The following is a 24,794-nucleotide window of genomic DNA, read 5'->3' on the forward strand; positions in this document are numbered from 1 at the left end:
GAAGAAGAGATAACTATGGAACAAACAACCATTGGTCCGGATACAGTTGCCTGGCTGCAGATCGATATGTTCGATCTCAAAAGCGAAGAAATTGAAAAAGGCCCCGCTGAAGGTATCCCGGTGCTTTTCGGACACGGCGATATTTTTCCGGCTCTGGAAAAAGCACTCCTGGGCAAGAAAGAAGGAGATGTTGTCAACGTTACGCTGGAGCCTGAAGACGCGTTTGGCGAGAGCGATCCGGAGCTGATTAAGGCGGTCCCGCTGAATCTTCTCGGTGACAACGTGGAAGAGGGGATGAGGCTTGAAGGTGTTCCCAACGACCCGACAGACGAACATATTTATACGGTAATCGGAAGCGACGAGAACCGCGTTTATCTTGACGGCAACCATCCGCTTGCCGGATGGTCGCTCAAGTTCATCATCAAGGTTTTGAAGGTTGAGAAAGCCACACCTGAGGAAGTCGAAGAAATGGAATCCTCGGAAATGATGCCGGACTTCCTTCAGGTCGCGGATGTGACGCGCAAAGATATCGAATAAGGTCTCGATTTATCGGAACTGTTTCGCGGTTTTCTGAAGCTCAGCAAGCGCTTCCCAAGCCTGACGCGGCGATAAATCATCCAGATCGATATCTTCGATCTTATCAAGGAGCTCATTGAGCTCCGCTTCTTTTTCCGCAGCCGGCTCGAACTGAGGTTCAGCCGGTGCGCAGAACAAGTCGAGCTGCCGATCATCGGTCTGAGCGGCCCTCTCTTCCAATTTTTCTAAAACTTTTGATGCGCCGCGAATGACATTTCTCGGAATTCCGGCAAGTTTTGCCACAGCGATGCCGTAGCTCTGGTTAGCGGCTCCTTCACGGATTTCGTGTAGAAATACGATGTCGCGGTTGGTTTCTGCAGCCGCGACGTGCATGTTGACAACGTTCGGCACGGTTTTTTCCAGCTGCGTCAGCTCGAAATAATGCGTCGCAAAAAGCGTGAAGCACTGACGATTGACGGCCAGATCCTCAGCAATGGCGGCGGCAAGCGACAAACCGTCAAAAGTCGATGTGCCTCGGCCTACTTCATCCATCAGCACAAGACTGCGATCCGTCGCCTGACGAAGAATAGAAGCGGTTTCGGTCATCTCCACCATGAATGTCGAGAGTCCGCGCACTAAGTCGTCGGCCGCGCCGATGCGTGTCAGAATCTTATCAATCGGTCCGATCTCAGCATAATCCGCAGGCACAAAGCTTCCGCTGTAGGCAAGCAGCACAATCAGCGCGATAGAGCGCATATAGGTTGATTTACCGCCCATGTTCGGACCGGTGATGATGTGCAGCTTTCTCTGTGCGGACAGCTCGCAGTCATTAGGCACGTAGTTCTCAATGGTGCGTTCCACCACTGGGTGTCTGGCGCCTTTGATATCGATGCCGGGATTGAGTGTGAATTCAGGCTTCACCCAGCGATAAAGGTCGGCGTGTGTCGCAAGCGACGAGAGCGCGTCAAGAACACTCACCGCGTGCGCGGACTCAAAGAGTTCGGTGACGTACTTTTTGCACTCTTCAACGACTTCATCGAAAAGCTGCTTTTCAAGCGCTTTTGAACGCTCTTCGGCGCTGACCGCTTTATCCTCAAATTCTTTTAATTCGGGCGTGATGTAGCGTTCAACGTTTTTCAGCGTCTGACGTCTTCGGTAGTTGTCGGGTACTTTATCGATCTGTGCCTTAGAGACTTCGATAAAGTAGCCGTGAACCGAGTTAAACTCCACACGCAGAGTAGGGATCCCGGTTCTTTCCTTTTCTTTGGCTTCATATTCGACAAGGAATTTGCCGCCGTGATCTTTGATTGCTCGAAGGTCGTCAAGCTCTGCGCTGTAGCCTTCGGCGATGACGCCCCCGTCCCGGATAAACGTATTGGGTTCTTTTTTGATTGACTTGTCGAGCAGATCGTAGAGACTCTGAGGAAGCGGCAGTTTCTCAGCGGTGTTCGCAAGCAGCGGCGCGGCAAGTTTCTGAATATTCTCCGTCAGGACATTTAGAGACGGGATGCAGTCTCTGAGAGAGGCGAGCTCACGCGGCTTGACGCTCGATAGCGCGATTCGTGTCGCGGTTCTTTCAAAATCCGGTATGGACTTTAAGAAGTCCTGAATATTTTCCAATTCAGGCATCGACTCAAGCAGAATTTCGATCGCGTCGCTTCGAGCCGATGCGGTTTTCTGAGCGCTTGCCGGTGATGTGAGCCATGAGAGCAGTCTTCTGCTGCCCATCGCGGTTTTGCAGTGATCCAGCGTCGAGAGCAGGGTATTGGTTTGTTCTCCCCGCAGCGTGCGGGAGATTTCCAGATTGCGGCGGCTTGCCGCATCCAAACCGAGGTGCTCGCTGTCTGTTTCACGGACGATGCCGGTGATGTGCGTGAGCTCAGTACCCTGCGTTCCGCGGGCATACTCGGCGACAACGCCCGCCGCAGTGATTAAGAGATCAGAGTCGCTGATGCCGAAAGGCTCCAGGGTCGATGTTCCGAACTGCGACAGCAGCGTTTTTTCTGCCCGCACCCGATCAAAGTGCCAGTCGGGAAGCGCCGTTACGCTTCTGTCCGGAAAGACTCTTTCCGCGGTGTCCCTCATGGAATCGGGAATCAGGATTTCCGAGGGATTGATGCGTTCGATCTCGCTCATCAGCGCGCTTTCGTCGGTTTCGATCGCTTTGAAAACGCCTGAAGAAATAATCATCCAGGACAGACCGATCTTGCCTTTTTTCCCGGAAGCATAGAGAGCCAGAAGACAGCTTTCGCTTCTCTCGCTCAGAAGGCTTTCATCGGTAAGGGTTCCGGGCGTAATCGTGCGGACCAGTTTCCGATCCATAGTGCCCTTGCCCGGTACGCCGATTTGTTCGCAGATGCCGACGCTGAAGCCCTGATTTACGAGGCGAAGCAGGTACTGATCAAGAGTTGTATACGGAATGCCCGCCATCGGAATGCGCGCTCCGCTCACGAGCGCGCTTCTTGAAGTCAGTGTCAGCCCGAGCGTGCGGTGCACGGTTTCCGCATCGTCAAAAAACGTTTCGTAAAAATCCCCCATGCGATAGAGAATGAGCAGTCCGGGGTTGGCCTGCTTAATTTCGACGAACTGTCTCATCGCCGGTGTGAAGCTGAGCAGCTGGTTTTCGTCAATATCTTCGAATCGGATGGACTGAGCGGACATATGAAACGTCTCTCTGAATAAACAAAGAACCTTCTAATACTGCAGAAGGTTCTTGATAAATGCAAATAAAAAATTACTCGGACTGAGGTCTGATGACTTTCATCATATCGGCATAGACCTTCGGTGTCGCGGCAACGATTTCGCCCTTGGAGAGGTAATCGCCCTCGCCGGAGAAATCGGTCACGATGGCGCCGGCTTCACGAGCGATCAAAGCTCCTGCGGCGATATCCCAAATCTTGATGCCTTTTTCCCAGTAACCGTCGAAGCGGCCGCAGGCGGTCCAGCATAAATCCAGGGCAGCGGAGCCGCATCTTCTGAGGCCGCAGGTGTTTTCCATCATTTTCTTCATGGTTTCCATGTAGGCGCCGTAATCGTCACCTTCACGGAACGGGAAACCGGTTGCGACCAGCGCATCCTGAATAGAAGTCAGACTGGAAACGCGGATTCTGCGTTCGTCCAGGTAAGCGCCTTTGCCTTTCTCGGCGGTAAAGAGCTGGTTGCGGTTGGCATCATAAACGACGCCGCACTGAGGAACTCCGTCTTTGAGAAGCGCGATGGAAACGGCAAAAACGTCGATGCCGTGGATGAAATTAGTGGTTCCGTCAAGCGGATCGACAACCCAGAGATATTCAGCGCCGACAGTACCGCTTTCTCCGCTTTCCTCACCGAGGATCGCATGATTCGGGAAAGCCGTTTTAATGGTTTCGGTAATGACGCGTTCGCATTCCTTATCAACCTCGGTGACATAATCGCCTGCGGCCTTGTTCGTGATGTGCAGGCGGGTTCTGTCGCGGAAAGCCATCATCTGAATGCGGGCAGCTTCTCTTGCTGCTTTAATCGCGATGTTAAGCATGCCGCTGTTCTGCATCGGCATTGTCGGAGCAGGTCTGAACAATTTTTTTTCTGCGGACCGTTCTTTTGTCTTAGCGGAAGCGGAGCGCTTGCCCGCACCGGATTTCGCGCGCTGCGGCTTGGCTGCGGGCTTATTAGTAACTGCCATTTAAACCTCTGTAAGAATCGGATGCACCGAAATAGGTGCTTTAAACTAGTATGCGATTTTAACGCAACCACAGGCAATATATGGAATTTGTCACTCACGGCGGGCGGATCCGTTTCATCCTTGTTTCTCCGAGTCACCCGGGCAATATCGGAGCCGCCGCTCGGGCGATCAAGACCATGGGTTTTGATCGGCTTTATGTTGTCAATCCCCGTCATGAGGATTATCGGGAGAACGCAGACGCGCTCGCATTTTCAACGCACGCGGCCGACGTTCTGAAAAAGAGCGTGTCCGCTCCGACACTGCTTGAAGCGCTTGACGGTGTCTCTTTTGCCTGTGCGCTGTCCGGCTATGACCGTGAATACGGACCTCCGCTTAAAGATCTTCAGAGCAGCTGCGAGGAGGTTCGCGATCGTCTGGAGCGATTTGAGGACGCTGAGATCGCTTTTGTATTCGGCACTGAGAGAAGCGGTCTCACGAATGAGGAGATGGAGCTCTGTCAGCTCTGTACGGCGATACCCGCCAATCCCGAGTGCGATTCTCTTAATTTAGCTCAGGCTGTGCAGGTCACGGCGTATCAGCTTCAGCAGACGCTTCGCGGAAGGGCGCTTGACGCGCATGCGCATCGTTTTGAAGATGAAGAGCCCGCCAAAGTTGAAGCGATCGAAGGACTCTTTGAGCACTTGGAAAAAGCGATGATCAGCTGCGGGGCGCTTAATCCGCAGCAGCCCAAATTTATGATGCCGAAACTCAGAAGAATCTTGTCGAGATCGGGGCTTTCGTCCTCAGATGTCGATATGCTAAGAGGTATCTGCGGGGCAATTATCTGCCCGAGGGAAGAAAGAGCTGGCAGAAAAACTCAAAGAAACAAGTAAGGAAAAGCATGTTCAGCAGAATCAAGGGAGACGTAGACTCAATTTATGAACGAGACCCGGCGGCGCATTCCAAATGGGAAGTACTGCTGTGTTATCCGGGGCTTCATGCCGTGATGGCGCATCGCGTCTCTCATTGGCTGTGGCAGAAGAATTGGCGCGTCTGCGCCCGCTGGCTCTCGCAGGTCAGTCGGTTTTTAACCGGGATTGAGATTCATCCGGCAGCTAAGATCGGAGACAGAGTGCTGATCGACCACGGGATGGGCGTCGTGATCGGCGAGACCGCTGAAGTAGGTGATGACTGCACGATTTATCACAGTGTGACCCTCGGCGGTACGTCCCTTGAGAGTGGGACGAAGCGTCATCCGACGATCGGACGCAACTGTATTATCGGCGCGGGCGCCAAAGTGCTTGGCGGCTTCGAAGTCGGCGATAACTGCCGTATCGGCAGCAACGCTGTGGTGATTAGGCCGCTTCCGGTTAATTCAACCGCGGTTGGTAATCCGGCACGAATTGTCGATAAGAAAAAGAGCGCCGAGAAAAAAGCGGTCGAAGATGCAAAAGCTCAGGTTCGGCTTGCCGCCTACGGTATCGTCGCCAATGAGGAAGACCCGTATGTGCTGAAGCTCAAGCAAATGGAAGCAAAGCTTGCGGAACAGCAGGCAAGAATAGAAGCGCTGGAAAAGAGCTCAGCAAAATAAGACGATTAAGTCTTTGTATTACACGAGAAGTAAAAAAATAACGGCAGTCCGCGAGGCTGCCGTTATTTTTAGGGTGGCCTGACAGGACCGCACCGTTGGGTTAATTTAGGGTTTGTTTTGAGGAACCGTATAGAGTTCTTCAATTTCCGCCGCAAGACGCTCTTTAATGATGGGGCGGCGCAGCTTCATAGTGACTGTCAGCGCGCCGTTATCCACATTCCAGCCCTCACGAAGGAGGCGGACATTTCGCGGAATTCCGTACTGCGGGAAATTCGCGGCGGCTTTCTTCAGGCGCTTCAGGGCGGCCATTCGAATGTCTCGGCGCATCATTGCGCTGTCGTCCTTCGGATCAATACCGTGCTCTGCGGCAAAATGTTCCCATTCTTTTTCGTTTACGACAGCAAGAGCTGTAATAAAGGGACGGCCTTCACCGACGGCCATGACCTGTTCAAAGAGCGGGTCTGTCTGTATAGCGAGCTCCAAGTCAGTCGGCGAGATTTTTTCTCCGGTCGAAGTCACAATGATTTCCTTGATACGGCCCTTGATTCGGATGCGTCCGGCGTCCGAGAGCTCTGCCTGATCTCCGGTGCGGAACCAACCGTCTGAGGTAAAGGCCTCTGTGGTCGCTTCAGGACGTTTCCAGTAACCCTTCATGACCGAGGGTCCTCTCACCTGAAGCTCATCCATATCACCAAGGCGTACTTCGATTTTTTCAAGCGGTTCTCCGACGGTTGTCGGATTGTTAGCGCCCTGACGATTGACGGAAATCACAGGGGCGGTTTCTGTGAGACCGTACCCCTGTCTGATATCGATACCCATGCCGCAGAAGAAGTGGCCGATTGCGTTATTCAGCGCGGCGCCGCCCGCGACCGCGGTTCTCAGGCGGCCGCCAAAGAGCTTGAGAATCTGTTCGCTGAATTTGGGCAGGATGTAGGGCGCTAGGAATTTGTCCATCCAAGAGTAGGAGGAAGAGGGAATGGCCAGATCGTTTTCTTTGCAGAACTTTCTCCAGCCGATAATCTCGGCCTGATCAGCAAGAGAAGCAGTAAATCCGCCTTTGTTTCTTAACGAATGTTTGATCTTGTTGTAGAACTGTTCAAAGACTCGGGGAACCGCAACGAAGATCGTGGGGCGAATGATCTGAAGATCTTCCGGCAGCTTGAGCACGGAACGGGCGAATCCGACCTCTGCGCCAAGATTCAGCGCGTTATAGATGGTGACGGTTCTTTCGAAGGTGTGCGAGAACGGCAGGAAAGAAAGGAACACATCATCCGGCCCCATATCGAGTGCGTTGGAAATGCCGATCGTGTTGGCAAATATGTTGCCGTGCGTCAGCATGACGCCTTTGGGTTTGCCGGTGGTACCGGATGTGTACACAATGGCGGCAAGACTTTCGGAATCAATGTACGGGTCTTCGATCTCAGTGCCGCTGCCCGCGTTAAGCCAATCAGAGAGGTTATAGACCGGAACGGGAGAATCTTTATCAGCCGTATCGGCATCTTCTCCGGAAGTGATGACCGCTTTCAGATTAGGGTAGTCGCGCTCGGCGTTGAGCATCGCGTTCCAGCGCAACGTGCGCGGGACAAAAAGGATTTTTGCTTCCGAGTTATTCAGAATGAATGCGCTTGACGCCGGGGTGTCGACCGCGTGCAGCGGCACCGGGACCAGGCCCGAGCTCAGAAGCGAGAGATCAGCGAGCGCGGCGGTGGTGGAATTGGGCATCAGTATAGCCGCATGATCGCCTTGCTTCAGGCCGGAAGCGGCAAGCGCTTTTCTCCAGCGCATCACACCGTCTCCAAACTCCTTCCAGGTCATTGTGACCCAAGCGTTGGTTTTGGCGTCAAATTCGCGGTAAGCGACTTTATCGGGACGAATTCGGATGTTTCTTCTGAGCAGGTCGGGAAGCACCCTGGGTTCTATGGAATTTTCGGCTGTCATTTATTTTCCAAAATTTTTATAAAGGTTGTCGATATCTGTCTGATTATCCGCAACGATAACGCGGCGTTTGATTTTGAGCGTCGGAGTCAGGGCGCCGTTATCAATTGTCCACGGCTCAGAGAGGAGCTTAACCGCACGCGGTACGCCGTACTGAGGGAACTGTCGGCAGTCAGATTTCAAACGTTTGAGGACCGCGCGTATCACCGTGCTGTTGGTCATGATGTCCGGATCGTTCGGGTCCAAAGAGAGCTGCTTCACAAAATCCGCAAACTGATCTTGGTTCACTACGAGCAGCGCGCAGATAAACGGCCGATTGTCGCCGTAGATCATCGCCTGATCAAACAGCGGGTCAGTTTCAATCGCCTGTTCGATGTCAACGGGCGGAACTTTTTCGCCGGTCGACGTTACGATAATTTCCTTAATTCGGCCTTTGATTTTCAGGTATCGGCCTTCTCCGATTTCTGCCTGATCTCCGGTTGAGAGCCAGCCCTCAGGACTGATGGTTTTAGCGGTATCTTCCGGTCGCTTCCAGTAACCCTTCATGACTTGAGGACCTCTGACGAGAAGCTCGTCTTTGTCTCCGATTTTTGCTTCGATGCCGGGAAGGATTGGTCCGACCGTATCCGGATGGTTGGCGCCTATTTTATTGACAGAAATGATCGGCGAAGTTTCAGTCATGCCGTAGCCCTGATAGATTTCCACGCCAAGTCCGATCAGTGTGCGCGCGACATCCGTACTTAGGGCCGCACCTCCGGAGACGGCGACGCGCAGTCTGCCGCCGAATGAATTTCTGATCTGATTGCGGACGGTTTTGTTGTAGAAGGGATCAAGCAGATCGTCGAGCGTATTGATAAACGGATTGTGAGCGGCTAAGCCGTTGCGGCGCTCAAAACGGCGGTAGCCCGCATTGACGGCGCTGTTAAAAACAAACTGCGCGGCAGATCCCTTCGTTTTCAGGCGTTCTTTAATCTTGGCCGCGACTTTTTCGTACACACGCGGGACCGACATCATGATAGTGGGACGAGTATGTTTTAAATCATCAAGGATTCGGGTGACGCCGCGGCTGAACGTCACTTTATTTCCCATGCCGAGACCAATGTAGTAAGAGGTTGTGCGCTCAAACGTGTGTGAAAGCGGCAGGAATGAGAGCCACTCGTCTCCGCCGACCGGCGCAAGGTTGTAGAGCAGGGCGGATATGTCGCTCATGATATTTTTATGCGTCAGCATAACGCCTTTGGGTTTGCCGGTCGTGCCGGACGTGTAGACGAGAGCAGCAAGGTCCTCTTCGGTCGGGCCCTCGAAAGGGAGAGTGCTTTCCTGTCCCCTTGCGAGCCACTCGTTTAACCCGAGTGTTTCGACGCCGCTGCTGCTGATGCCTTCGCCTTCGTCATCGATAAAGACAACGGTTTTAAGGTGTGGCAGATCGATTCCGGCCTGTTCGATGGCATGCCAGCGGGCTCGATTCAGGATAACCAGAAGTTTGGTTTCTGAGTCGTTCAGAATATATGCGCAGTTTGCGGCGGTGTCGATGATATGAAGCGGAACCGGGACGCGTCCTCCGATGAGTGTGCCCTGGTCAAAGCAGACCGCAGCGATGCTGTTGGGAAGCAGCATTGCCGCTTTGTCGCCTTTTTTAAGTCCGCTCGCGGTAATGGCTTTGTGCCACAGCTGAGCGCGCTCCCAAAGTTCTTTGAAAGAAAGCGTGACCCATTCCTGTTTTTTGGCATCATATTCGCTCAGCGCGGGATCGTCTCCCCGAATGCTGAGGTGGTGAGAAATGAGTTCGGGAATAATGGAAAGTTTTCTAATTTCAGCGGCTCTTTCCCGGCTGTCGTCAAACATTGTCATTGTTATCTCGCAGAAATCGGCTTATCCCGGACAACAAGGTCGAGGTCTAAGGCAGAAAGAATTTTAAGAATAGTCGCAAATTCCGGTGAACGCGTTCCCGAGAGCGACTTATAGAGGCTTTCTCGAGAAAGGCCGGTTTCTCTGGCAAGACGCGACATGCCGTAATTTTTGGCAAGAGCGCCGAGCGCGAGAATAATCTGCGCAGCATCGTCCTGGGTGCGGTCAAGGATGTCGTTGAGCGTTCTCGCTTCCGCCGACTCCGCCCGCACCGGGAAGTCTTGTATTTGTGACATGGTTATTTCCCGTTGTTTCACAAGTATCAGGGCTGAAGTGTAGCCTACAGGATACAGAAGCAGCGGAAGTTCGCGTAGAAGCGTAGATACGGGTTTGCCGCAATGATCTACTGGTTAAAGCTGTACGGGCTGACAGAGTAGACGTATTCAGGGATAGTCTCTCTTTTCTGAACTTCTGAGGGCGGCGTCATGTTCTGGCTGGCAAGGAAGTTCTTGACAGCGCCGACGGAGCGATCGATGAACTTTTCGGTCAGAAGTTCAATTAGGCGATAGGTGTTTCCGCTTTCGTCATGAAAGTTGGGATAGTCGGTGAAATCGTAATCGATCAGATCTTCAACGGAGAGGCGGCCGTCGGTGACGGTAAAGTACTGCTGCACCGAGGCGAATTTTTCGCCCTGAGGGTCGACAAGATGTGCGGTCAGGCGGAAGTCGAGCGAATCGTCCATAAAGGAAAGATCGTCGGATTCTTCCGCGTCAAAGAGTTTTTCTCTTGACACGGAATCCACAAGAAGGTCGGCCTGACGGATACGCGCCCAAAGAGCGTGGCAGTCATATTTTTTAAGACGGTAGCTCTGAGCTTTGATACGGAAAGTCGCCTCGCCGTCTTCATCGTGACCGAAGTCAGCGGTGAAGTTGTTGATTAGATCATCGGCATGAGCGAGCGCCTCATCGGTCGGGAAAACGGCTCCGGCGTTATTCAGAATAGAAAGACAGCGCAGCAGTCTTCTTGTGTCATAGCCTTTACGGTCAAGTTTTACCTGTTCGAATGCATACTGGCCGGCAATCTGACCGGCAGTAAAACGAACGCCTTCTTCACGATAATCAGCAGGCAGGGCGCTGATGAACTCAGCGACGCGTTCGAGCTGTCCGCAGCCGTATACGGCGAGACAAATCGCGGGCAAAGTTCGATTCGGAGTAGTGAGGCGCATTGCAAAAAACTAAGTAAAAATTAAACGGGGAATACATTGTACCGATTCAAAAAATAGATTGTGCGCAACAAAGAGGACAGATACAAAAAAATAAAACAAAAGACGAAAAACTGCGCAGCGGTATGATTTTCAAACGCTACGAACAAATCAGCTGAAAAGTTGAATTTTGAAATCTTCGTATAGAAAGTAATTTACCCTTTTTAGCCTGGTTTGTGACTAGAAAATTCCATTTGAATACTTTTGAAAAACTAAATAGTGTCAATTTAACGAAATCAATCATGAAATAAAATTGAAAAAATCTTGATATATTTATTAATTATTTATCTAAAATTATTGAAATTTGATTAACAACTTGTTTCTTATTAAATTTTCTTGTTTCCATTTTGCAAAAAGAAATTTTTTTTATGTATTCTATTGGCACTGTCTTATTAAATGCGTTTCTCCTCTATTTAACGCGAGATACCTCCGGTTGGTCCCGGATGGTATGTCTAAGACCCAAAAACCGCCGGCAAGGCGGTTTTTTCTTGCCTTCGTTATTTTGATCTCGCAATTGCAGAAGAAACATCGAGGCTGCATTGGAAACGCCAAGCGTCCGGGATGTTATAAATTCATCCAGCAGCGGTTCACTAAAGGGACCTTTTTGCGGTCCTTTGAACTGGAGAACAGTTCACCGGGCAGCTATTTGATAAAAATCTCATTAGAACTATCCCTAATTAGGACTATTCCTTATCTGTAAAGAAGTGAATTTAATTTAATTTGACACCAATAAAATATAAATCTAATGAAAAATTTAAGCGTATATCTAAAAAACAATAATTAAAAAACATACTCTCTTTTTTAGATTTGTTTCTCTTAAAAGACGGATTCTTCGTGCATACCGATAACTTCATGTTTTTATAAAAGAACTTTATTTGTTAGTTTTTATGCTCTCTAGCCTAAATTTTTAATCTGTCAGGACAATGAATCTGGGTCTGCTGAATTCAGTCCGAATATCTTGCCTTCAACATCTTGTGTTTTGTCTGAGCTGATCAAACTCCGATTGCTAAAAGTTATCCGTATGAAATGACGGAAAAAAATTGAGATGACGCACCCACAATCCTTAGCGGTTCTCAAATAACCCTTTATTTAGTTGCAATGATTTGCTAACCTACAATTGATTGTGTTCATAATGAGCGAGGCCGTTTGTATATTCAAAGTTTGCATAGTAGTATCGAGGCCATCAACTTTGAACCAGAATTTTCCAAACGGAGTGATTAATGAGCCTATCTATAGTGATGCCGCTTCACGTAATCAAGCGTGACGGTACCGTAAAAGACTTTGACATGAATAAGATTTCCGCGGCCCTGGCTAAAGCCGGCGCTGCGACCGGTGAATTTGATGACGCCACTGCCAACCGGATCACGCATGTTGAAGTGATGGAAAGGCTCAAACAGTACACAACACCGACCATTGAGCAGATTCAGGACGCGGTGGAAAACGCACTTTTTGATACGGGTTACCGTAAGACGCTGCGTGCTTATATTGTTTACCGCGAACAGCGTGCAAAAGCCCGCGACGCCCGCCGCAGTCTCGTTGATGTGGAAAGCTCCATGAACGAATATCTGCAGCAGCTTGACTGGCGCGTCAATGCGAACGCCAATCAGGGCTATTCTCTGGGCGGTCTGATTCTGAACGTTTCCGGTAAGGTTGTTGCCAACTATTGGCTCAGTTACGTTTATCCGAAAGAAGTCGGTCAGGCGCATCGTGAAGCTGATATTCATATTCATGATTTGGACATGCTTTCCGGCTACTGTGCCGGCTGGTCGCTAAAGACACTGCTCAACGAAGGTCTTAACGGTGTTCCCGGTAAAGTGGAAGCGGGCGCTCCGAAGCATTTGACCAGTGCGATCGGCCAGATCGTCAACTTCCTCGGCACAATGCAGAACGAATGGGCCGGAGCTCAGGCGTTCAGCTCCTTTGACACGTATCTTGCTCCGTTCGTCCGTGTGGACAACCTGAGCTACAAGGAAGTTCGTCAGTGCATTCAGGAACTCATTTACAACCTGAACGTTCCGAGCCGCTGGGGCACACAGACGCCGTTTACCAATCTCACATTCGACTGGGTCTGCCCGGAAGATTTGAGAGAACAGCACCCTCTCATCGGCGGAGAAGAAGCCGACTTCACATACGGTGAACTTCAGGAAGAAATGGCGATGATCAACCGCGCCTACATTGAAGTGATGCTTGAAGGCGACGCAAAGGGCCGCGTGTTCACATTCCCGATCCCGACTTACAACATGACGCCGGATTTTGATTGGGACAGCCCCAACGCGCGTCTGCTTTTCAGTATGACGGCCCGCTACGGTCTTCCGTACTTCCAGAACTTCATCAATTCGGAACTGAAGCCGAATATGATTCGTTCCATGTGCTGCCGTCTGCAGCTTGACCTCCGCGAACTTCTTAAACGCGGCAACGGCTTATTCGGTTCAGCCGAACAGACCGGCTCTCTCGGAGTTGTCACGATTAACTGCGCTCGTTTAGGTTACGTGTTCGCGCAGGACGAAGAAGGTCTTTTCAAGCGTCTTGATTTTCTTCTTGACTTAGCCCGCAACAGCCTTGAAATCAAGCGCAAGGTTATTCAGAGACACATGGATCAGGGGCTCTTCCCGTATACAAGACGTTATCTCGGAACGCTGCGCAATCATTTCTCGACGATCGGTGTCAACGGTATGAATGAAATGATCCGCAACTTCACACAGGATAAGGAAGACATCACAACGGAAGCGGGTCACGATTTTGCAGCGCGTGTACTTGACCATATCCGTGAAAAGATGGTCATGTTCCAGGAAGAAACCGGCCATATGTATAATCTTGAAGCAACACCGGCCGAGGGCACGACTTATCGTTTTGCCAAGGAAGACAAGAAGCGCTTCCCCAAGATCCTTCAGGCAGGCACGCCGGATCATCCCTACTATACCAACAGCTCTCAGCTGCCGGTAAGCTACACGGACGATCCGTTCGAAGCGCTCGAAATGCAGGAAGATTTGCAGAAGAAGTACACTGGTGGTACGGTGCTTCACCTTTACATGAACGAAGCGATTTCGAGTCCCGAGCTCTGCAGCGATATCGTTCGCCGCGCGCTGACGAATTTCCGTCTTCCGTACATTACGATTACGCCGACCTTCTCGGTATGTCCGAAACACGGCTATATCCCGGGCAACCATGAGTTCTGTCCGAAGTGCGACGCCGAACTGATCGCAAAGAAGAAGCAGGAAATGGCCCAGGCCTCTTAATACACAGATTTATTGACTTTGACAGGAGCAGCAAAATGGATGAAAAAGCAAAAGAACAGGAAATCACACTGAAAGACGAAGAACGCACAAAATGCGAAATCTGGACACGCGTGATGGGTTATCACCGTCCTACATCTTCCTTCAACATTGGCAAGCAGGGCGAATTCGCCGAACGCAAGTACTTTGTTGAAAGCAAGTGCGGCTGTGGTAAGTAATCCTTAACCACTTGTCGTTCAGTACGAAGCCTCCGCATGATCGGAGGCTTTTTTAAAGGCCAGAAGATGTCAGAAAAAAAGAGGGAAATCATCGAAATTGAGGAAGTCAGCAGCAAACCGGCTGAAGCGTTAGTCGTCGGCGGACTGGTCCGCTTCACAACGATTGATTTTCCCGGAAGCCTGGCGGCTGTCGCATTTATTCAGGGCTGTCCCTGGCGTTGCGTCTACTGTCAGAACAAAGAACTTCAAAGTCGTCGGCCGGACGCAGAGACCGATCAGGTGAGCTGGGCTTACATTGAGCGGTTTCTTTCGCGCCGAAAAGGGCTGATTGACGGTTTTGTGTTCAGCGGGGGAGAGCCCTGTGTTGATCCCGCGCTCTCTGACGCGGTGAAGAGGGTCAAAGCACTCGGCTATAAAGTCGGACTGCACACCGGTGGGATATATCCGGCGCGCCTAGCAGAGATTCTCCCGTATTTGGACTGGGTCGGCCTTGACATCAAAGCGCCTCTGTCCGAAGAAGAGACCTATGACAGAGTTGTCGGAAGAAAAGGATCGGCGCAGAAAGTCAGAAAATCACTTTCCCTGTTGCTTGCTTCCGGAGTCGCTCTGGAGACACGCACGACAGCGCATCCTGATTATCTCAGTGAAGCACAGATCGTCAAACTTGTGAAGGAATTGAAGGAGGCCGGCGTGCGCACATTTGCGCTTCAGATTTATCGCCAGCCGAGAGAGCTTCCCGAAGAGGAAGTGTTGGAGCGCGTCGGCACGCACTATCCGAATCCGCAGGCTCTGGATGAGCTGAAGGCGCTTTATCCCGAATTTATTCTCAGGCGTCCGTAGCTTTGAACAAAACACATACCGGCACTTGGCAGGAAGAAGCTCAAAAACAGTCCTGTTCGTGTCGGTATTTTTTTTGTTTTCGTTAAACTGAGCCGAGTATCACGTTAAACAGTATCAACGCATCGGAGAGGAACCATGCAGAAATTCAAGCCGGACAACTTTAAGCGCAGTGTTTATCTCGCTGTTGGTGTTTTTGCGGTTGTCGTCGCTCTCATCAAAGGCGTGTATGGTCCGGGAGAGACTCAGACGATCGAGCTGAATCGCCCGGGTGAGCAGGTTCAGCAAGTCGATAAGGAAGGCTTTAAGTTAATTCACGCGACCGTGACGCGTGTTCCGGATGGCGATACGGTTTACATCAAGACTTCCAACGGGCGCGAAGAGCGTGTGAGACTGCTTGGCATAGACGCTCCGGAGGGCAAGATGCCTTATGGAAACAAAAGCCGCGACAACCTCTACCGCATGCTGAAAATGAACGGATTTAAAGCAGAAGTTGCTTACCGCGAGAAAGATCAGTACGGACGCTTGGTCGGCAAGCTTATGACCGATGGGAACGATCTGAACTATGCCCAGGTTAGAGACGGATATGCTTGGGTTTATACGCCGTATGTGAAGGATATGATGAGTTCTGATCGGATGGCGTACCGAGATGCGGAATCTGCGGCGAGAAGAGAGAAGCTCGGTCTTTGGCAGGATCCTAATCCCGAACGACCCTGGGAGTGGCGCCGAGCTCACCCGAGAGCGAATTAGTCCGTACTTTTCTATTGAATCCGACAGGTTTCCGGTCCTTCCGGATTGAGTTCAAAGCAATCCGGGGAGAGAAGTACGGCAACGAAACCGGCTCCGTTAGGCGAGGCCGCAAAAATCGGAAGATCAAATCCTTGTCCGGTCTTGACGGCGACCTCTGCGAGCACCTCTGAAACTTCCGGAAGCGGCAGGCGAATTTCCGGTTTCACCCACATCTTTTCGACTTCTGTTGAGAAGAACGAGGTACCCATGCCAGTCTCGTGTTCGTGGATTTCATCGAGTTTTCTGCTTCCGAGATACTCAAGGTTAGCAATGATCTGCTGAGCTTTTTCATCCTTCAGATAGCTAAAGATCAGCACTCGGCATTTTTCTTTCAGACGATACGATGTGAACGGTTCTGACCTTTTGTCGGAAAAATCAATCGGTCTTCCTTTTACAGGCTGTTTGCTCATTTCTTCTCATTAAATTTATCTTTCCGACCATTGTAGCGGATCGGTTTATATAAAAAGTAAACGCCCTTGCGGGCGTTTACTTAGAGCAGGTAATCAGCTTACTCTGACATCGCTGTGAATTTGCGCTGCGTAGGCTTTGACATTAAAGCTTCGCTTCCACATAAAGGCGAGGAAGAGGACAAAGCATGCGGCCGTTGCGCCGAAACTGAGGACCCAGCTTCCCTTTGTAAAGCCTGCAACAATGTAGCCGACGAAACAGCAGCAGGCAATGAACCACGCGTAGGGCAGCTGCGTTGTGACGTGTGAAATATGACTGCAGCCGCTTCCCGCACTTGACAGAATCGTCGTATCGGAGATTGGAGAGCAGTGGTCGCCGAAAACGGAACCTGCCAGCGTAGCGGAGAGGCAGACGATCGTGAGCGAGGGATCGACAGCGGCAGCGACGGGAACCGCGATCGGAATCAGAATGCCGAAAGTGCCCCAAGCGGTTCCGGTGGAGAAGCTAAGGAAGGCAGCGATTAAGAAGATCGCAGCAGGCAGGAAGATATCGAAACCGGAGCCGCCGGCAACGAAAGCCTGTACGAAATTCTGAGTGAGGAGCAGATCGCGGCAGACACCCGAGAGTGTCCAGGCAAGAACGAGGATCACGTTTGCGGGCAGCATGAGCTTCATGCCTTCGATTGTGCCTTCCATGAAGTCATGGAACGTAACCACACGACGCGGGATGTACATTAAGAAAGCGACGGCAAGCGCGCCGAAAGAGGCCCAGACCAGCGCTTTGGAAGCGGTGCAGTTGCCGAGCGCTGCGATCATAGTGTGGTACTGCGGATCTTTGCCCCAGTAGCCGCCGTCATAAAGGAAAGCGAGTACGGCAAAAACGACAAGCGCAATAAGAGGAACCAGCATATCCCAAATCGTGCCTTTTTCGCTTTGGGCATGTTTGCTGCGGTCGATATTTACCTTCTGCTCTTCGGCCACGTTTTTGGAGAGCGCGTTTTCTTCTGCGAGCTTCATCGGGCCGAAATCTCTGTTGGTCCAGCAGAGGTAGATCACGAGCAGCAGGCAGAAGATCGCGTAGAAGTTGTATGGGATCGTGGAGACAAATGCCTGGAAATCGCTTTGGAAAGCACCGGTTGATTTCAAAGAGCTTCCGACGGCGGCCGCCCAGGATGAGACCGGAGCGATAATGCACATCGGCGCGGCGGTTGAGTCAATGATGTAGGCGAGCTTTTCTCTCGAGACCTTATAGGAATCGGTGAGCGGCTTCATGACGGTGCCGACTGTCAAGCAGTTGAAGTAGTCATCGATAAAAATAAAGAAACTCAGGGCGCACGTTGAGAGTACGGAGGTTTCTCTGCTTTTAATCTTTTTGCGTGCGATTTCTCCGTATTTCTTAGTGCCGCCCGACATGTTGAGAACATAGACAAGCGCACCGAGGAGCGTACAGAAAAGCAGGATCTGGAAATCGACTTTTTCGCCCATGAGGGAAAAGGTGACATCCAGCATTTTGATGAGGGGATCGGGAACGCCCGAACCGAACGTATAAATGCAGGCCCCCGAGAAAATGCCGATCAGAAGGGAAGAAAACACTTCCTTAGTGATCAGAGCCAGAATAATCGCGATAATTGGCGGCAATATGGAGAGCCAGCCTGCGGCAAAAGGTTCCATTAGTATTTTTTGAGAAGTTATAGAGACAAGTTAATAATTTTAGCCCAGCTCCGGCCCTGATATTCAAGAGAAAGAAAAGCCTCCGCACTGCGGAGGCCTGCTGATCGTACGATCAGAACAAATTACATAACGCGGCTGCGGTATTCGTCTGTTCTTGTATCGATTTCAATCTTGTCGCCGGTGTTCACGAAAGCCGGAACCTGGATGATGTGGCCGGTGGCGAGCTTAGCGGGCTTCATGACCTTGCCGGAAGTGTCACCCTTAACTGCGGGTTCTGTATAAACAACTTCGCGAACGAGGATTGTCGGCAGTTCGATGGAGATGGCGCGGCCGTTGTAAAGAACGACTTCAGCCTTCATGCCGTCTTCAAGATACTTGAGGACGTCTTCCATGACTTCTGCTTCAACTTCGTACTGGTTGTATTCTTCGTCCATCCAAACATACAGAGGATCACCGAAGTAGGAATAAGAAACTTCCTTCTTATCGAGGATGATGTCTTCGAAACGGTCATCAGCGCGATAAACAGTTTCTGTACCGCCGTTAGAGAGAAGGTTCTTCATTTTGAGCTTAACGGTGGAGGCACCGCGGCCGCCCTTGCTGTATTCGGACTTCAAAACAACCATCGGATTGTTGTTAATCATCACGACGTTGCCGACGCGAAGTTCTTGTGCTGTCTTCATAATTCTTTCACTAGATTAAAAGTTAACGTTCTCGCCGATGCAAACAGGGGCGAACAAAATTTTTTTCAAGCTGACTATTTTAGCTTTAATTCAATAAATTTGCACAGATTTTCACTAAGAGATCCAATTGCGAGGAGATCATTTCTCCAAGACTGTGAGCATATTGAAAGTTCTTCAGTACTGTTTCTCCATTGAGGCCACAGTCTTGGAATCTCCTCAGGTCTTTCGTTCCACGCAATATTCATCTCAAGCCACAGGGGCTGAAGCTCACCGTAGCTCGATGTCAGTCTTGAAGCAAATGCTTTCAATTTCTTGATATGTGTGGATTCCGTCTGAGGATAGATATTCCATATAAACGGCTTAGCCGCGAGCTGGGCTCTCACAAAGGAGTCTTCTCCTCGGATAATCAGACTGTCGGCGCACCAGAGCAGCTGATCGAAATTTTCCTGCAGGACCATCGGAAGGACTCTGGTATGTATGGTTTCAGAGAGATTGTCTTCGCAAAGTTTCAGCCACTTATCCGCTGCCGCGCTTTTAGGTATCAGGACATTGACTTCACGCGCGTCTTTGCTGAGCGCTTCATAAAAATGCTCAAGCGGCGCCTCCGGATAACAGAAAACGAATACCGTGAATACGGATTGCTGCAGCCCGAGATTTTGAAGGAATTCACTGCGATGCTGCTCAAAGGCATTCTGAGCGGTGAGAAGATCATTTTCAATCATAATGCCGCCGGTTTTTTTCGTGACGCCCGGGAAGAAGAAGTACTTCTGCACAGAAAGAGACGGATGAGGCGAAGGCAGACAGTGGCATCCTTCCACCCAATCTTCGGCCGAGAGGTATTCCAGGTTGATCCATAGCGGCTGAGGGCTTTTTGCCGCGATTTTCTTTTCGAATTCATCGGGCAGCCGGCAGCCGAACGTTTCGATCACGACGTCTCCCGGGGTGCACTTCAGACATTCATCCCAGTGCATGACGGCAATATTGCCGAGTGTCTGAGGAAGATTTGAGCTGTTTAGGTTTGGGGCAAGAGCCTGCAGTGTTTCAGGGCGATTGATAAAGAGTCGGACGCGGCCCCCTTTTTCTTTTGTCAGAAGACGAGCTAAGCGCCAGCAGACGCCCGCATCGCCGAAGTTATCAATGACGTCGCAGAAAAGATCAATATTCAGCATGGGTTTAAAAAAAAAATTGAATACAGGCATTGTAAGGACGTTCATCGGATTTTTTGACGCGGAGCGAAGAATGAGGTCGGCGCTTCAGAGTGCATATATCGGGTAACTCTTTGTAATTAAAGACGGCTGCTGACACAGGCTGTCTATAATTCTCAGACATATCAAACGAGACCGAACTATGGAGCAGCAGAACGAGAAGTCAGAACAGGCGGCAGAGGGCATTTCTACAAATGAGACGCCGAAAAAGTTTGACTCGGCTTCCTTTTTAAAAACCCTTCCGCATCTTCCCGGTGTTTATCGGTATTTTGACGCAGCCGGCAATCTTTTGTATGTCGGTAAAGCACGAGATTTAAAGAAGCGCGTGTCGAGTTACTTTCAGAAGACTTTGGCTCCCCGCACGGCTGTTATGGTCAGCCTGATTGCCGACGCGCAGATTACCGTGGTCAATAGCGAGGCGGAAGCGTTAATTCTCGAATCGAATCTGATCAAGACACAGGATCCGCGCTTCAACATTTTATTTAGGGATGACAAGAGTTATCCGTATTTGAAGCTCAGTGCTCAGGAATATCCGAGGCTTTCGTATTATCGGGGGATGCTGGATAAAAAGAATTCCTATTTCGGTCCGTACCCGAATGCGAATGCAGCGAAGGACACGATGGTTCTTCTGCAGAAGATTTTCCAGCTGAGAACCTGTGAGGATTCTGTCTTTAAGAACCGCTCTCGTCCGTGCCTTTTGTATCAGATCGGCCGCTGCAGCGGCGGCTGCACAAGAGAGATTTCGCCTCAGGACTACGCGCACTCTGTGCAGATTGCTAAAGAATTTCTCAGCGGAGATTCTGAAAAGGTGCAGAACGATCTCAGGCGCCGTATGAACGAGTACTCCGAAAAGCTTGAGTTTGAGAAAGCCGCTGTCATGCGGGATCATCTCGCGGCCATTTCGTCGGTTGTCCATCAGCAGTCCATGGAGGCTTCTCCGGATTCGAACGCGGACATCATTGCGGTCGTGATTTCGGAAGGGGAGGTCTGCGTCAATCTTGCGATGGTTCGCGGAGGCCGGCATCTCGGAGACAAAGCGTCTTTCCCGTCGCTTAACGGAAAGACGGAACTTCCTTCCAGAGAAGAAATTCTGGAGGCTTTCATCGTGCAGCACTATTCACACATGGAAGTTCCTCCGGTCATTATTGTCAATCTCGAGGAGAAGAACGAAGCCATCGAAGCAGAACTTGCGGCTTTAGCCGGAAGAAAAGTTACAGTGGTTCGCAAGCCGCAGAATGTCCGCAGAAAATGGCTCGAACTTGCGGTTAAGAATGCGAGAATGGCTGTGGTACGGAGATTAGTCCAAGAGGGCAGTCAGAAGAGACGGATTGACGCTCTGGTGCGGGAGCTTGATCTGAATATTCCGGAATCCGATTATGGAGACTTCCGTGTGGAGTGTTTTGACATCAGTCATACGTCCGGAGAGGCGACACAGGCCTCCTGCGTAGTGTTTGCCAACAATAAGATGGACAGTTCGCAGTATCGCCGCTTCAATATTCATGATGTAAAAGCCGGGGACGACTATGCAGCTATGAGGCAGGTCCTGACACGCCGCTATCAGAGGGTGGCCAACGGAGAGGCTCAGCTTCCGACGATTGTGCTGGTTGACGGCGGTCGAGGGCAAGTCAAAATGGCCTGTGAAGTGTTTGACGAGTTGGGCTTAGACAAGAGTGTGATTGTCGGCGTTGCCAAAGGCGAAGGCCGCAAAGTCGGTCTGGAGGAACTGGTTTTTCCCGATCCGGATCGAGAGCCGTTAAAGCTCGGACCGGAGTCCGCAGCCCTAATGCTTATTGCACAGATTCGCGATGAGGCACACCGTTTCGCGATCACAGGTATGCGTGCAAAACGTGCAAAGGTGAGAAATTATTCTAGAATCGAGGATTTGGAAGGCGTCGGGCCAAAGAGAAGGCAGAAGCTGTTGGAGCGGTTTGGAAGTTTGAAAGTGCTTTCAAATGCTTCGATAGAAGACATTGCATCTGTGGAAGGCATCTCCCGAACTATTGCAACTCAAATTTACGCTCAGCTTCATGAACACATCTCCTAAAAAAGTCAGAATCAACATTCCGATGGTCCTTACCTGGACCAGAATCGCGCTTATTCCGCTGATTGTCGGCGTGTTTATGGTTCCGACAACGATTTTATCTATTCAGCATCAAAATCTCATCGGCTGCATATTTTTTATCGTCGCAGCCATTACTGACGCACTTGACGGCTATATTGCCCGTAAATACGGGATGGGAACGCAGCTGGGCGCATTCTTGGATCCGGTCGCAGACAAACTGATGGTGAGCGCGGCGCTGATTGTTTTGCTGAACTTCGGGCGAGTAGACATGCTGGTCGCCCTGGTGATTATTGGCCGCGAAATTACTGTTTCAGCGCTCCGCGAGTGGATGGCGCGCGTCGGAGAATCGGGCAAAGTCAAGGTCAACTGGTTTGGCAAGATCAAAGCGATTGCCCAAATGGTCTCAATTCCGATGCTTTTATATTTCGATGACATCGCAGGAGTTGATATTTACTTTATCGGCACAGTGCTGATTTACATCGCAACGGTTCTCACGCTTTATTCGATGTTCGTTTATCTGAAGGCCGCAGCTCCGTTTTTTGGCAATGAGCCGAAAAATTAAGCCGCTGTCTGCAGCCTAGACAAAAGAACCTCCGGTCGCTGAAATGATTCGGAGGTTTTTCTTTTTACAAGCGATTTATATCGCTTTTTGAAAATAGACAGGAAGGGAAAGACTTTGCGGTCACCAAGCAACTCGGAAGAAATATTAAGGTTTGGATAACAGTAATAAAAATAAATAACCTTATGAATATATGCAGTTTTTATTAGGGTGATGCTATTAAGTTCTAAGAGCAATCTTGAATAGCTGCGGTTACTCAAACGCCGGTTGAATGTCCGAAAAAATAAAAAAGCGGATTTAATGGAGAGTTCGTAAAGAAAATAAGACTGAAATAAAAGTATACAACTGATATAACTATTTGATTATCTGTAATAAATTAAATATACCCGATCTGAAAAGAAAATTTTTTTCGCTTGAAGATTTGACAACCCAAAAAATCATCTTCATAATTCGCATCCTCGCTGATCAACACGACAGCGAAAACAAAGTTCTTTAAAAATTTATCGACGACCGATAAGAGCGGGCGCTGAAGGTTTAAGCGGGTTTAGAAGATTGAATTCGCGAAGAAATTTTTAGCTCGCACTTATTGGATGAAGGAGTAGAAATACTCCGTCAAACACCAAGAGAGTGATTCGAGCGACAACAGAGATTAAACAAAAGAGTTTGATCCTGGCTCAGATTGAACGCTGGCGGAACGCTTTACACATGCAAGTCGAACGGTAACAGCGAGAAAAGCTTGCTTTTTTCGGCTGACGAGTGGCGAACGGGTGAGTAATACATCGGAACGTGTCCGCTCGTGGGGGACAACCATCCGAAAGGATGGCTAATACCGCATGAGTTCTACGGAAGAAAGAGGGGGACCTGCTTGCAGGCCTCTCGCGAGCGGAGCGGCCGATGACTGATTAGCCGGTTGGTGAGGTAACGGCTCACCAAAGCAACGATCAGTAGCTGGTCTGAGAGGACGACCAGCCACACTGGGACTGAGACACGGCCCAGACTCCTACGGGAGGCAGCAGTGGGGAATTTTGGACAATGGGCGCAAGCCTGATCCAGCTATTCCGCGTGTGGGATGACGGCCCTCGGGTTGTAAACCACTTTAGTAGAGAACGAAAAGGAGCTATCGAATAAATAGCTCTGCTGACGGTACTCTAAGAATAAGCACCGGCTAACTACGTGCCAGCAGCCGCGGTAATACGTAGGGTGCGAGCGTTAATCGGAATTACTGGGCGTAAAGGGTGTGCAGGCGGCTGAGTAAGACAGATGTGAAATCCCCGGGCTTAACCTGGGAACCGCATATGTGACTGCTTGGCTAGAGTGCGTCAGAGGGAGGTGGAATTCCACGTGTAGCAGTGAAATGCGTAGATATGTGGAAGAACACCGATGGCGAAGGCAGCCTCCTGGGACGCAACTGACGCTCATACACGAAAGCGTGGGGAGCAAACAGGATTAGATACCCTGGTAGTCCACGCCCTAAACGATGTCAACTAGTTGTTGGGGATTAAATTCCTCAGTAACGCAGCCAACGCGTGAAGTTGACCGCCTGGGAAGTACGGTCGCAAGACTAAAACTCAAAGGAATTGACGGGGACCCGCACAAGCGGTGGATGATGTGGATTAATTCGATGCAACGCGAAAAACCTTACCTACCCTTGACATGTCAGAGAAGCTTTTGTAATGAGAGTGTGCCCGCAAGGGCGTCTGAACACAGGTGCTGCATGGCTGTCGTCAGCTCGTGTCGTGAGATGTTGGGTTAAGTCCCGCAACGAGCGCAACCCTTGTCACTAGTTGCTACGAAAGGGCACTCTAGTGAGACTGCCGGTGACAAACCGGAGGAAGGTGGGGATGACGTCAAGTCCTCATGGCCCTTATGGGTAGGGCTTCACACGTCATACAATGGTCGGAACAGAGGGCAGCCAACCCGTGAGGGGGAGCAAATCCCAGAAAACCGATCGTAGTCCGGATTGCAGTCTGCAACTCGACTGCATGAAGTCGGAATCGCTAGTAATCGCGGATCAGCATGCCGCGGTGAATACGTTCCCGGGTCTTGTACACACCGCCCGTCAAACAATGGGAGTGGTGTTTACCAGAAGTCGTTAGCCTAACCGCAAGGAGGGCGGCGACCACGGTGAGCACCGTGACTAATGTTAAGTCGTAACAAGGTAGCCGTACCGGAAGGTGCGGCTGGATCACCTCCTTTCAAGAGAAAGCGAATGAAAGCTTTTAGAAGACGCTTGAATTCATTCAGCGCTCACTCTTATCGGCAGTCGATAAATCAAAAAGAAATATGTTCTTTAACAATTCGGAAAGATTGAAAAATCTAACGTTAAGACTGATTTGATGAGA

At 50.4% G+C, this 24,794-nt stretch carries 19 protein-coding genes and 1 rRNA gene; 10 read left to right on the forward strand and 10 right to left on the reverse strand.

Going from position 1 to position 24,794, the window contains the following annotated elements; translation table 11 throughout:
- Nucleotides 1–15: 15 nt before the first annotated feature.
- Nucleotides 16–537, forward strand: a complete 522-nt coding sequence (locus AC6I1F_RS04405) for an FKBP-type peptidyl-prolyl cis-trans isomerase (RefSeq protein WP_290432854.1) — start codon at nt 16–18, stop codon at nt 535–537.
- Nucleotides 538–546: 9 nt separating this feature from the next.
- Here AC6I1F_RS04405 and mutS read toward each other — a convergent pair whose 3' ends face one another.
- Nucleotides 547–3,177 carry a DNA mismatch repair protein MutS gene (gene mutS / locus AC6I1F_RS04410; RefSeq protein WP_289185295.1) on the reverse strand — a complete coding sequence of 877 codons (2,631 nt, stop codon included), beginning with the start codon at nt 3,175–3,177 and terminating at the stop codon, nt 547–549.
- A 73-nt stretch (nt 3,178–3,250) separates the two neighbouring features.
- Complete coding sequence (locus tag AC6I1F_RS04415) at nt 3,251–4,030, reverse strand: inositol monophosphatase family protein (RefSeq protein ID WP_202074560.1); 780 nt, start codon at nt 4,028–4,030, stop codon at nt 3,251–3,253.
- A gap of 227 nt (nt 4,031–4,257) precedes the next feature.
- Here AC6I1F_RS04415 and AC6I1F_RS04420 point away from each other — a divergent pair, with 227 nt between their 5' ends.
- Nucleotides 4,258–5,049 carry an RNA methyltransferase gene (locus AC6I1F_RS04420; RefSeq protein WP_160335137.1) on the forward strand — a complete coding sequence of 264 codons (792 nt, stop codon included), beginning with the start codon at nt 4,258–4,260 and terminating at the stop codon, nt 5,047–5,049.
- A gap of 8 nt (nt 5,050–5,057) precedes the next feature.
- A complete protein-coding gene (gene cysE, locus AC6I1F_RS04425; RefSeq protein WP_497801611.1) occupies nt 5,058–5,747 on the forward strand; it encodes a serine O-acetyltransferase in 690 nt (229 codons plus the stop codon).
- 105 nt (nt 5,748–5,852) lie between these two features.
- On the opposite strand, the gene AC6I1F_RS04430 is transcribed toward cysE, so the two are convergent.
- The 4 genes from AC6I1F_RS04430 to AC6I1F_RS04445 all read right to left on the reverse strand — a co-directional run bounded on the left by AC6I1F_RS04430 (nt 5,853) and on the right by AC6I1F_RS04445 (nt 10,755).
- Complete coding sequence (locus AC6I1F_RS04430; protein ID WP_160335139.1) at nt 5,853–7,685, reverse strand: AMP-dependent synthetase/ligase; 1,833 nt, start codon at nt 7,683–7,685, stop codon at nt 5,853–5,855.
- Nucleotides 7,686–9,533 (reverse strand): AMP-dependent synthetase/ligase, encoded by a 1,848-nt coding sequence (locus tag AC6I1F_RS04435; RefSeq protein WP_160335140.1) that lies wholly within the window; start codon nt 9,531–9,533, stop codon nt 7,686–7,688.
- 2 nt (nt 9,534–9,535) lie between these two features.
- A complete protein-coding gene (locus AC6I1F_RS04440; RefSeq protein ID WP_160335141.1) occupies nt 9,536–9,826 on the reverse strand; it encodes an addiction module antidote protein in 291 nt (96 codons plus the stop codon).
- A 107-nt stretch (nt 9,827–9,933) separates the two neighbouring features.
- Entirely contained in the window at nt 9,934–10,755 is an 822-nt protein-coding gene (locus AC6I1F_RS04445) for a hypothetical protein (protein WP_160335142.1), read from the reverse strand.
- 1,256 nt (nt 10,756–12,011) lie between these two features.
- Between AC6I1F_RS04445 and AC6I1F_RS04450 the strand changes: the two genes are divergently transcribed.
- The 4 genes from AC6I1F_RS04450 (at nt 12,012) to AC6I1F_RS04465 (ending at nt 15,829) form a co-directional block, all read left to right on the forward strand.
- Nucleotides 12,012–14,027 (forward strand): ribonucleoside triphosphate reductase, encoded by a 2,016-nt coding sequence (locus AC6I1F_RS04450; protein ID WP_160335143.1) that lies wholly within the window; start codon nt 12,012–12,014, stop codon nt 14,025–14,027.
- A 35-nt stretch (nt 14,028–14,062) separates the two neighbouring features.
- The gene (nrdD, locus tag AC6I1F_RS04455) at nt 14,063–14,242 is read left to right on the forward strand and encodes an anaerobic ribonucleoside-triphosphate reductase (RefSeq protein WP_251451158.1); all 180 of its coding nucleotides are present in this window, start codon (nt 14,063–14,065) and stop codon (nt 14,240–14,242) included.
- A 66-nt stretch (nt 14,243–14,308) separates the two neighbouring features.
- The gene (locus AC6I1F_RS04460; protein ID WP_290164609.1) at nt 14,309–15,082 is read left to right on the forward strand and encodes an anaerobic ribonucleoside-triphosphate reductase activating protein; all 774 of its coding nucleotides are present in this window, start codon (nt 14,309–14,311) and stop codon (nt 15,080–15,082) included.
- Between the two features lie 135 nt (nt 15,083–15,217).
- Nucleotides 15,218–15,829, forward strand: a complete 612-nt coding sequence (locus AC6I1F_RS04465; RefSeq protein ID WP_251451156.1) for a thermonuclease family protein — start codon at nt 15,218–15,220, stop codon at nt 15,827–15,829.
- Between the two features lie 11 nt (nt 15,830–15,840).
- Here AC6I1F_RS04465 and AC6I1F_RS04470 read toward each other — a convergent pair whose 3' ends face one another.
- The 4 genes from AC6I1F_RS04470 to earP form a co-directional block, all read right to left on the reverse strand.
- Complete coding sequence (locus tag AC6I1F_RS04470; RefSeq protein ID WP_289185296.1) at nt 15,841–16,278, reverse strand: hypothetical protein; 438 nt, start codon at nt 16,276–16,278, stop codon at nt 15,841–15,843.
- 93 nt (nt 16,279–16,371) lie between these two features.
- Nucleotides 16,372–17,946, reverse strand: a complete 1,575-nt coding sequence (locus AC6I1F_RS04475) for a Na+/H+ antiporter NhaC family protein (RefSeq protein WP_160335148.1) — start codon at nt 17,944–17,946, stop codon at nt 16,372–16,374.
- A gap of 122 nt (nt 17,947–18,068) precedes the next feature.
- Nucleotides 18,069–18,626 carry an elongation factor P gene (efp, locus tag AC6I1F_RS04480; protein ID WP_160335149.1) on the reverse strand — a complete coding sequence of 186 codons (558 nt, stop codon included), beginning with the start codon at nt 18,624–18,626 and terminating at the stop codon, nt 18,069–18,071.
- Between the two features lie 74 nt (nt 18,627–18,700).
- Nucleotides 18,701–19,840 carry an elongation factor P maturation arginine rhamnosyltransferase EarP gene (gene earP / locus AC6I1F_RS04485; protein WP_290432852.1) on the reverse strand — a complete coding sequence of 380 codons (1,140 nt, stop codon included), beginning with the start codon at nt 19,838–19,840 and terminating at the stop codon, nt 18,701–18,703.
- 133 nt (nt 19,841–19,973) lie between these two features.
- Here earP and uvrC point away from each other — a divergent pair, with 133 nt between their 5' ends.
- The 3 genes from uvrC (at nt 19,974) to AC6I1F_RS04500 (ending at nt 24,648) form a co-directional block, all read left to right on the forward strand.
- Entirely contained in the window at nt 19,974–21,875 is a 1,902-nt protein-coding gene (gene uvrC, locus AC6I1F_RS04490; RefSeq protein WP_160335150.1) for an excinuclease ABC subunit UvrC, read from the forward strand.
- Nucleotides 21,859–22,455, forward strand: coding sequence for a CDP-diacylglycerol--glycerol-3-phosphate 3-phosphatidyltransferase (gene pgsA / locus AC6I1F_RS04495; RefSeq protein ID WP_160335151.1), 597 nt, complete (start codon nt 21,859–21,861; stop codon nt 22,453–22,455). Before uvrC ends, pgsA begins: the two co-directional genes overlap by 17 nt.
- 648 nt (nt 22,456–23,103) lie before the next feature.
- Nucleotides 23,104–24,648: ribosomal RNA gene (locus AC6I1F_RS04500) — 16S ribosomal RNA — on the forward strand.
- The last annotated feature ends 146 nt before the right edge of the window (nt 24,649–24,794 follow it).

The sequence above is a fragment of the Parasutterella sp. St.1A3 genome, assembly GCF_059728705.1.

Bases quoted from the DNA above. Each gene is read 5' to 3' on its own strand.
- efp (WP_160335149.1), bottom strand. From the start codon at position 18,626: ATGAAGACAGCACAAGAACTTCGCGTCGGCAACGTCGTGATGATTAAC.
- AC6I1F_RS04435 (WP_160335140.1), bottom strand. From the start codon at position 9,533: ATGACAATGTTTGACGACAGCCGGGAAAGAGCCGCTGAAATTAGAAAA.
- AC6I1F_RS04440 (WP_160335141.1), bottom strand. From the start codon at position 9,826: ATGTCACAAATACAAGACTTCCCGGTGCGGGCGGAGTCGGCGGAAGCG.
- AC6I1F_RS04470 (WP_289185296.1), bottom strand. From the start codon at position 16,278: ATGAGCAAACAGCCTGTAAAAGGAAGACCGATTGATTTTTCCGACAAA.
- cysE (WP_497801611.1), top strand. From the start codon at position 5,058: ATGTTCAGCAGAATCAAGGGAGACGTAGACTCAATTTATGAACGAGAC.
- mutS (WP_289185295.1), bottom strand. From the start codon at position 3,177: ATGTCCGCTCAGTCCATCCGATTCGAAGATATTGACGAAAACCAGCTG.
- AC6I1F_RS04445 (WP_160335142.1), bottom strand. From the start codon at position 10,755: ATGCGCCTCACTACTCCGAATCGAACTTTGCCCGCGATTTGTCTCGCC.
- uvrC (WP_160335150.1), top strand. From the start codon at position 19,974: ATGGAGCAGCAGAACGAGAAGTCAGAACAGGCGGCAGAGGGCATTTCT.
- AC6I1F_RS04430 (WP_160335139.1), bottom strand. From the start codon at position 7,685: ATGACAGCCGAAAATTCCATAGAACCCAGGGTGCTTCCCGACCTGCTC.
- AC6I1F_RS04465 (WP_251451156.1), top strand. From the start codon at position 15,218: ATGCAGAAATTCAAGCCGGACAACTTTAAGCGCAGTGTTTATCTCGCT.
- AC6I1F_RS04475 (WP_160335148.1), bottom strand. From the start codon at position 17,946: ATGGAACCTTTTGCCGCAGGCTGGCTCTCCATATTGCCGCCAATTATC.
- AC6I1F_RS04405 (WP_290432854.1), top strand. From the start codon at position 16: ATGGAACAAACAACCATTGGTCCGGATACAGTTGCCTGGCTGCAGATC.
- AC6I1F_RS04415 (WP_202074560.1), bottom strand. From the start codon at position 4,030: ATGCTTAACATCGCGATTAAAGCAGCAAGAGAAGCTGCCCGCATTCAG.
- nrdD (WP_251451158.1), top strand. From the start codon at position 14,063: ATGGATGAAAAAGCAAAAGAACAGGAAATCACACTGAAAGACGAAGAA.
- earP (WP_290432852.1), bottom strand. From the start codon at position 19,840: ATGAACGTCCTTACAATGCCTGTATTCAATTTTTTTTTTAAACCCATG.
- AC6I1F_RS04420 (WP_160335137.1), top strand. From the start codon at position 4,258: ATGGAATTTGTCACTCACGGCGGGCGGATCCGTTTCATCCTTGTTTCT.
- AC6I1F_RS04460 (WP_290164609.1), top strand. From the start codon at position 14,309: ATGTCAGAAAAAAAGAGGGAAATCATCGAAATTGAGGAAGTCAGCAGC.
- pgsA (WP_160335151.1), top strand. From the start codon at position 21,859: ATGAACACATCTCCTAAAAAAGTCAGAATCAACATTCCGATGGTCCTT.
- AC6I1F_RS04450 (WP_160335143.1), top strand. From the start codon at position 12,012: ATGAGCCTATCTATAGTGATGCCGCTTCACGTAATCAAGCGTGACGGT.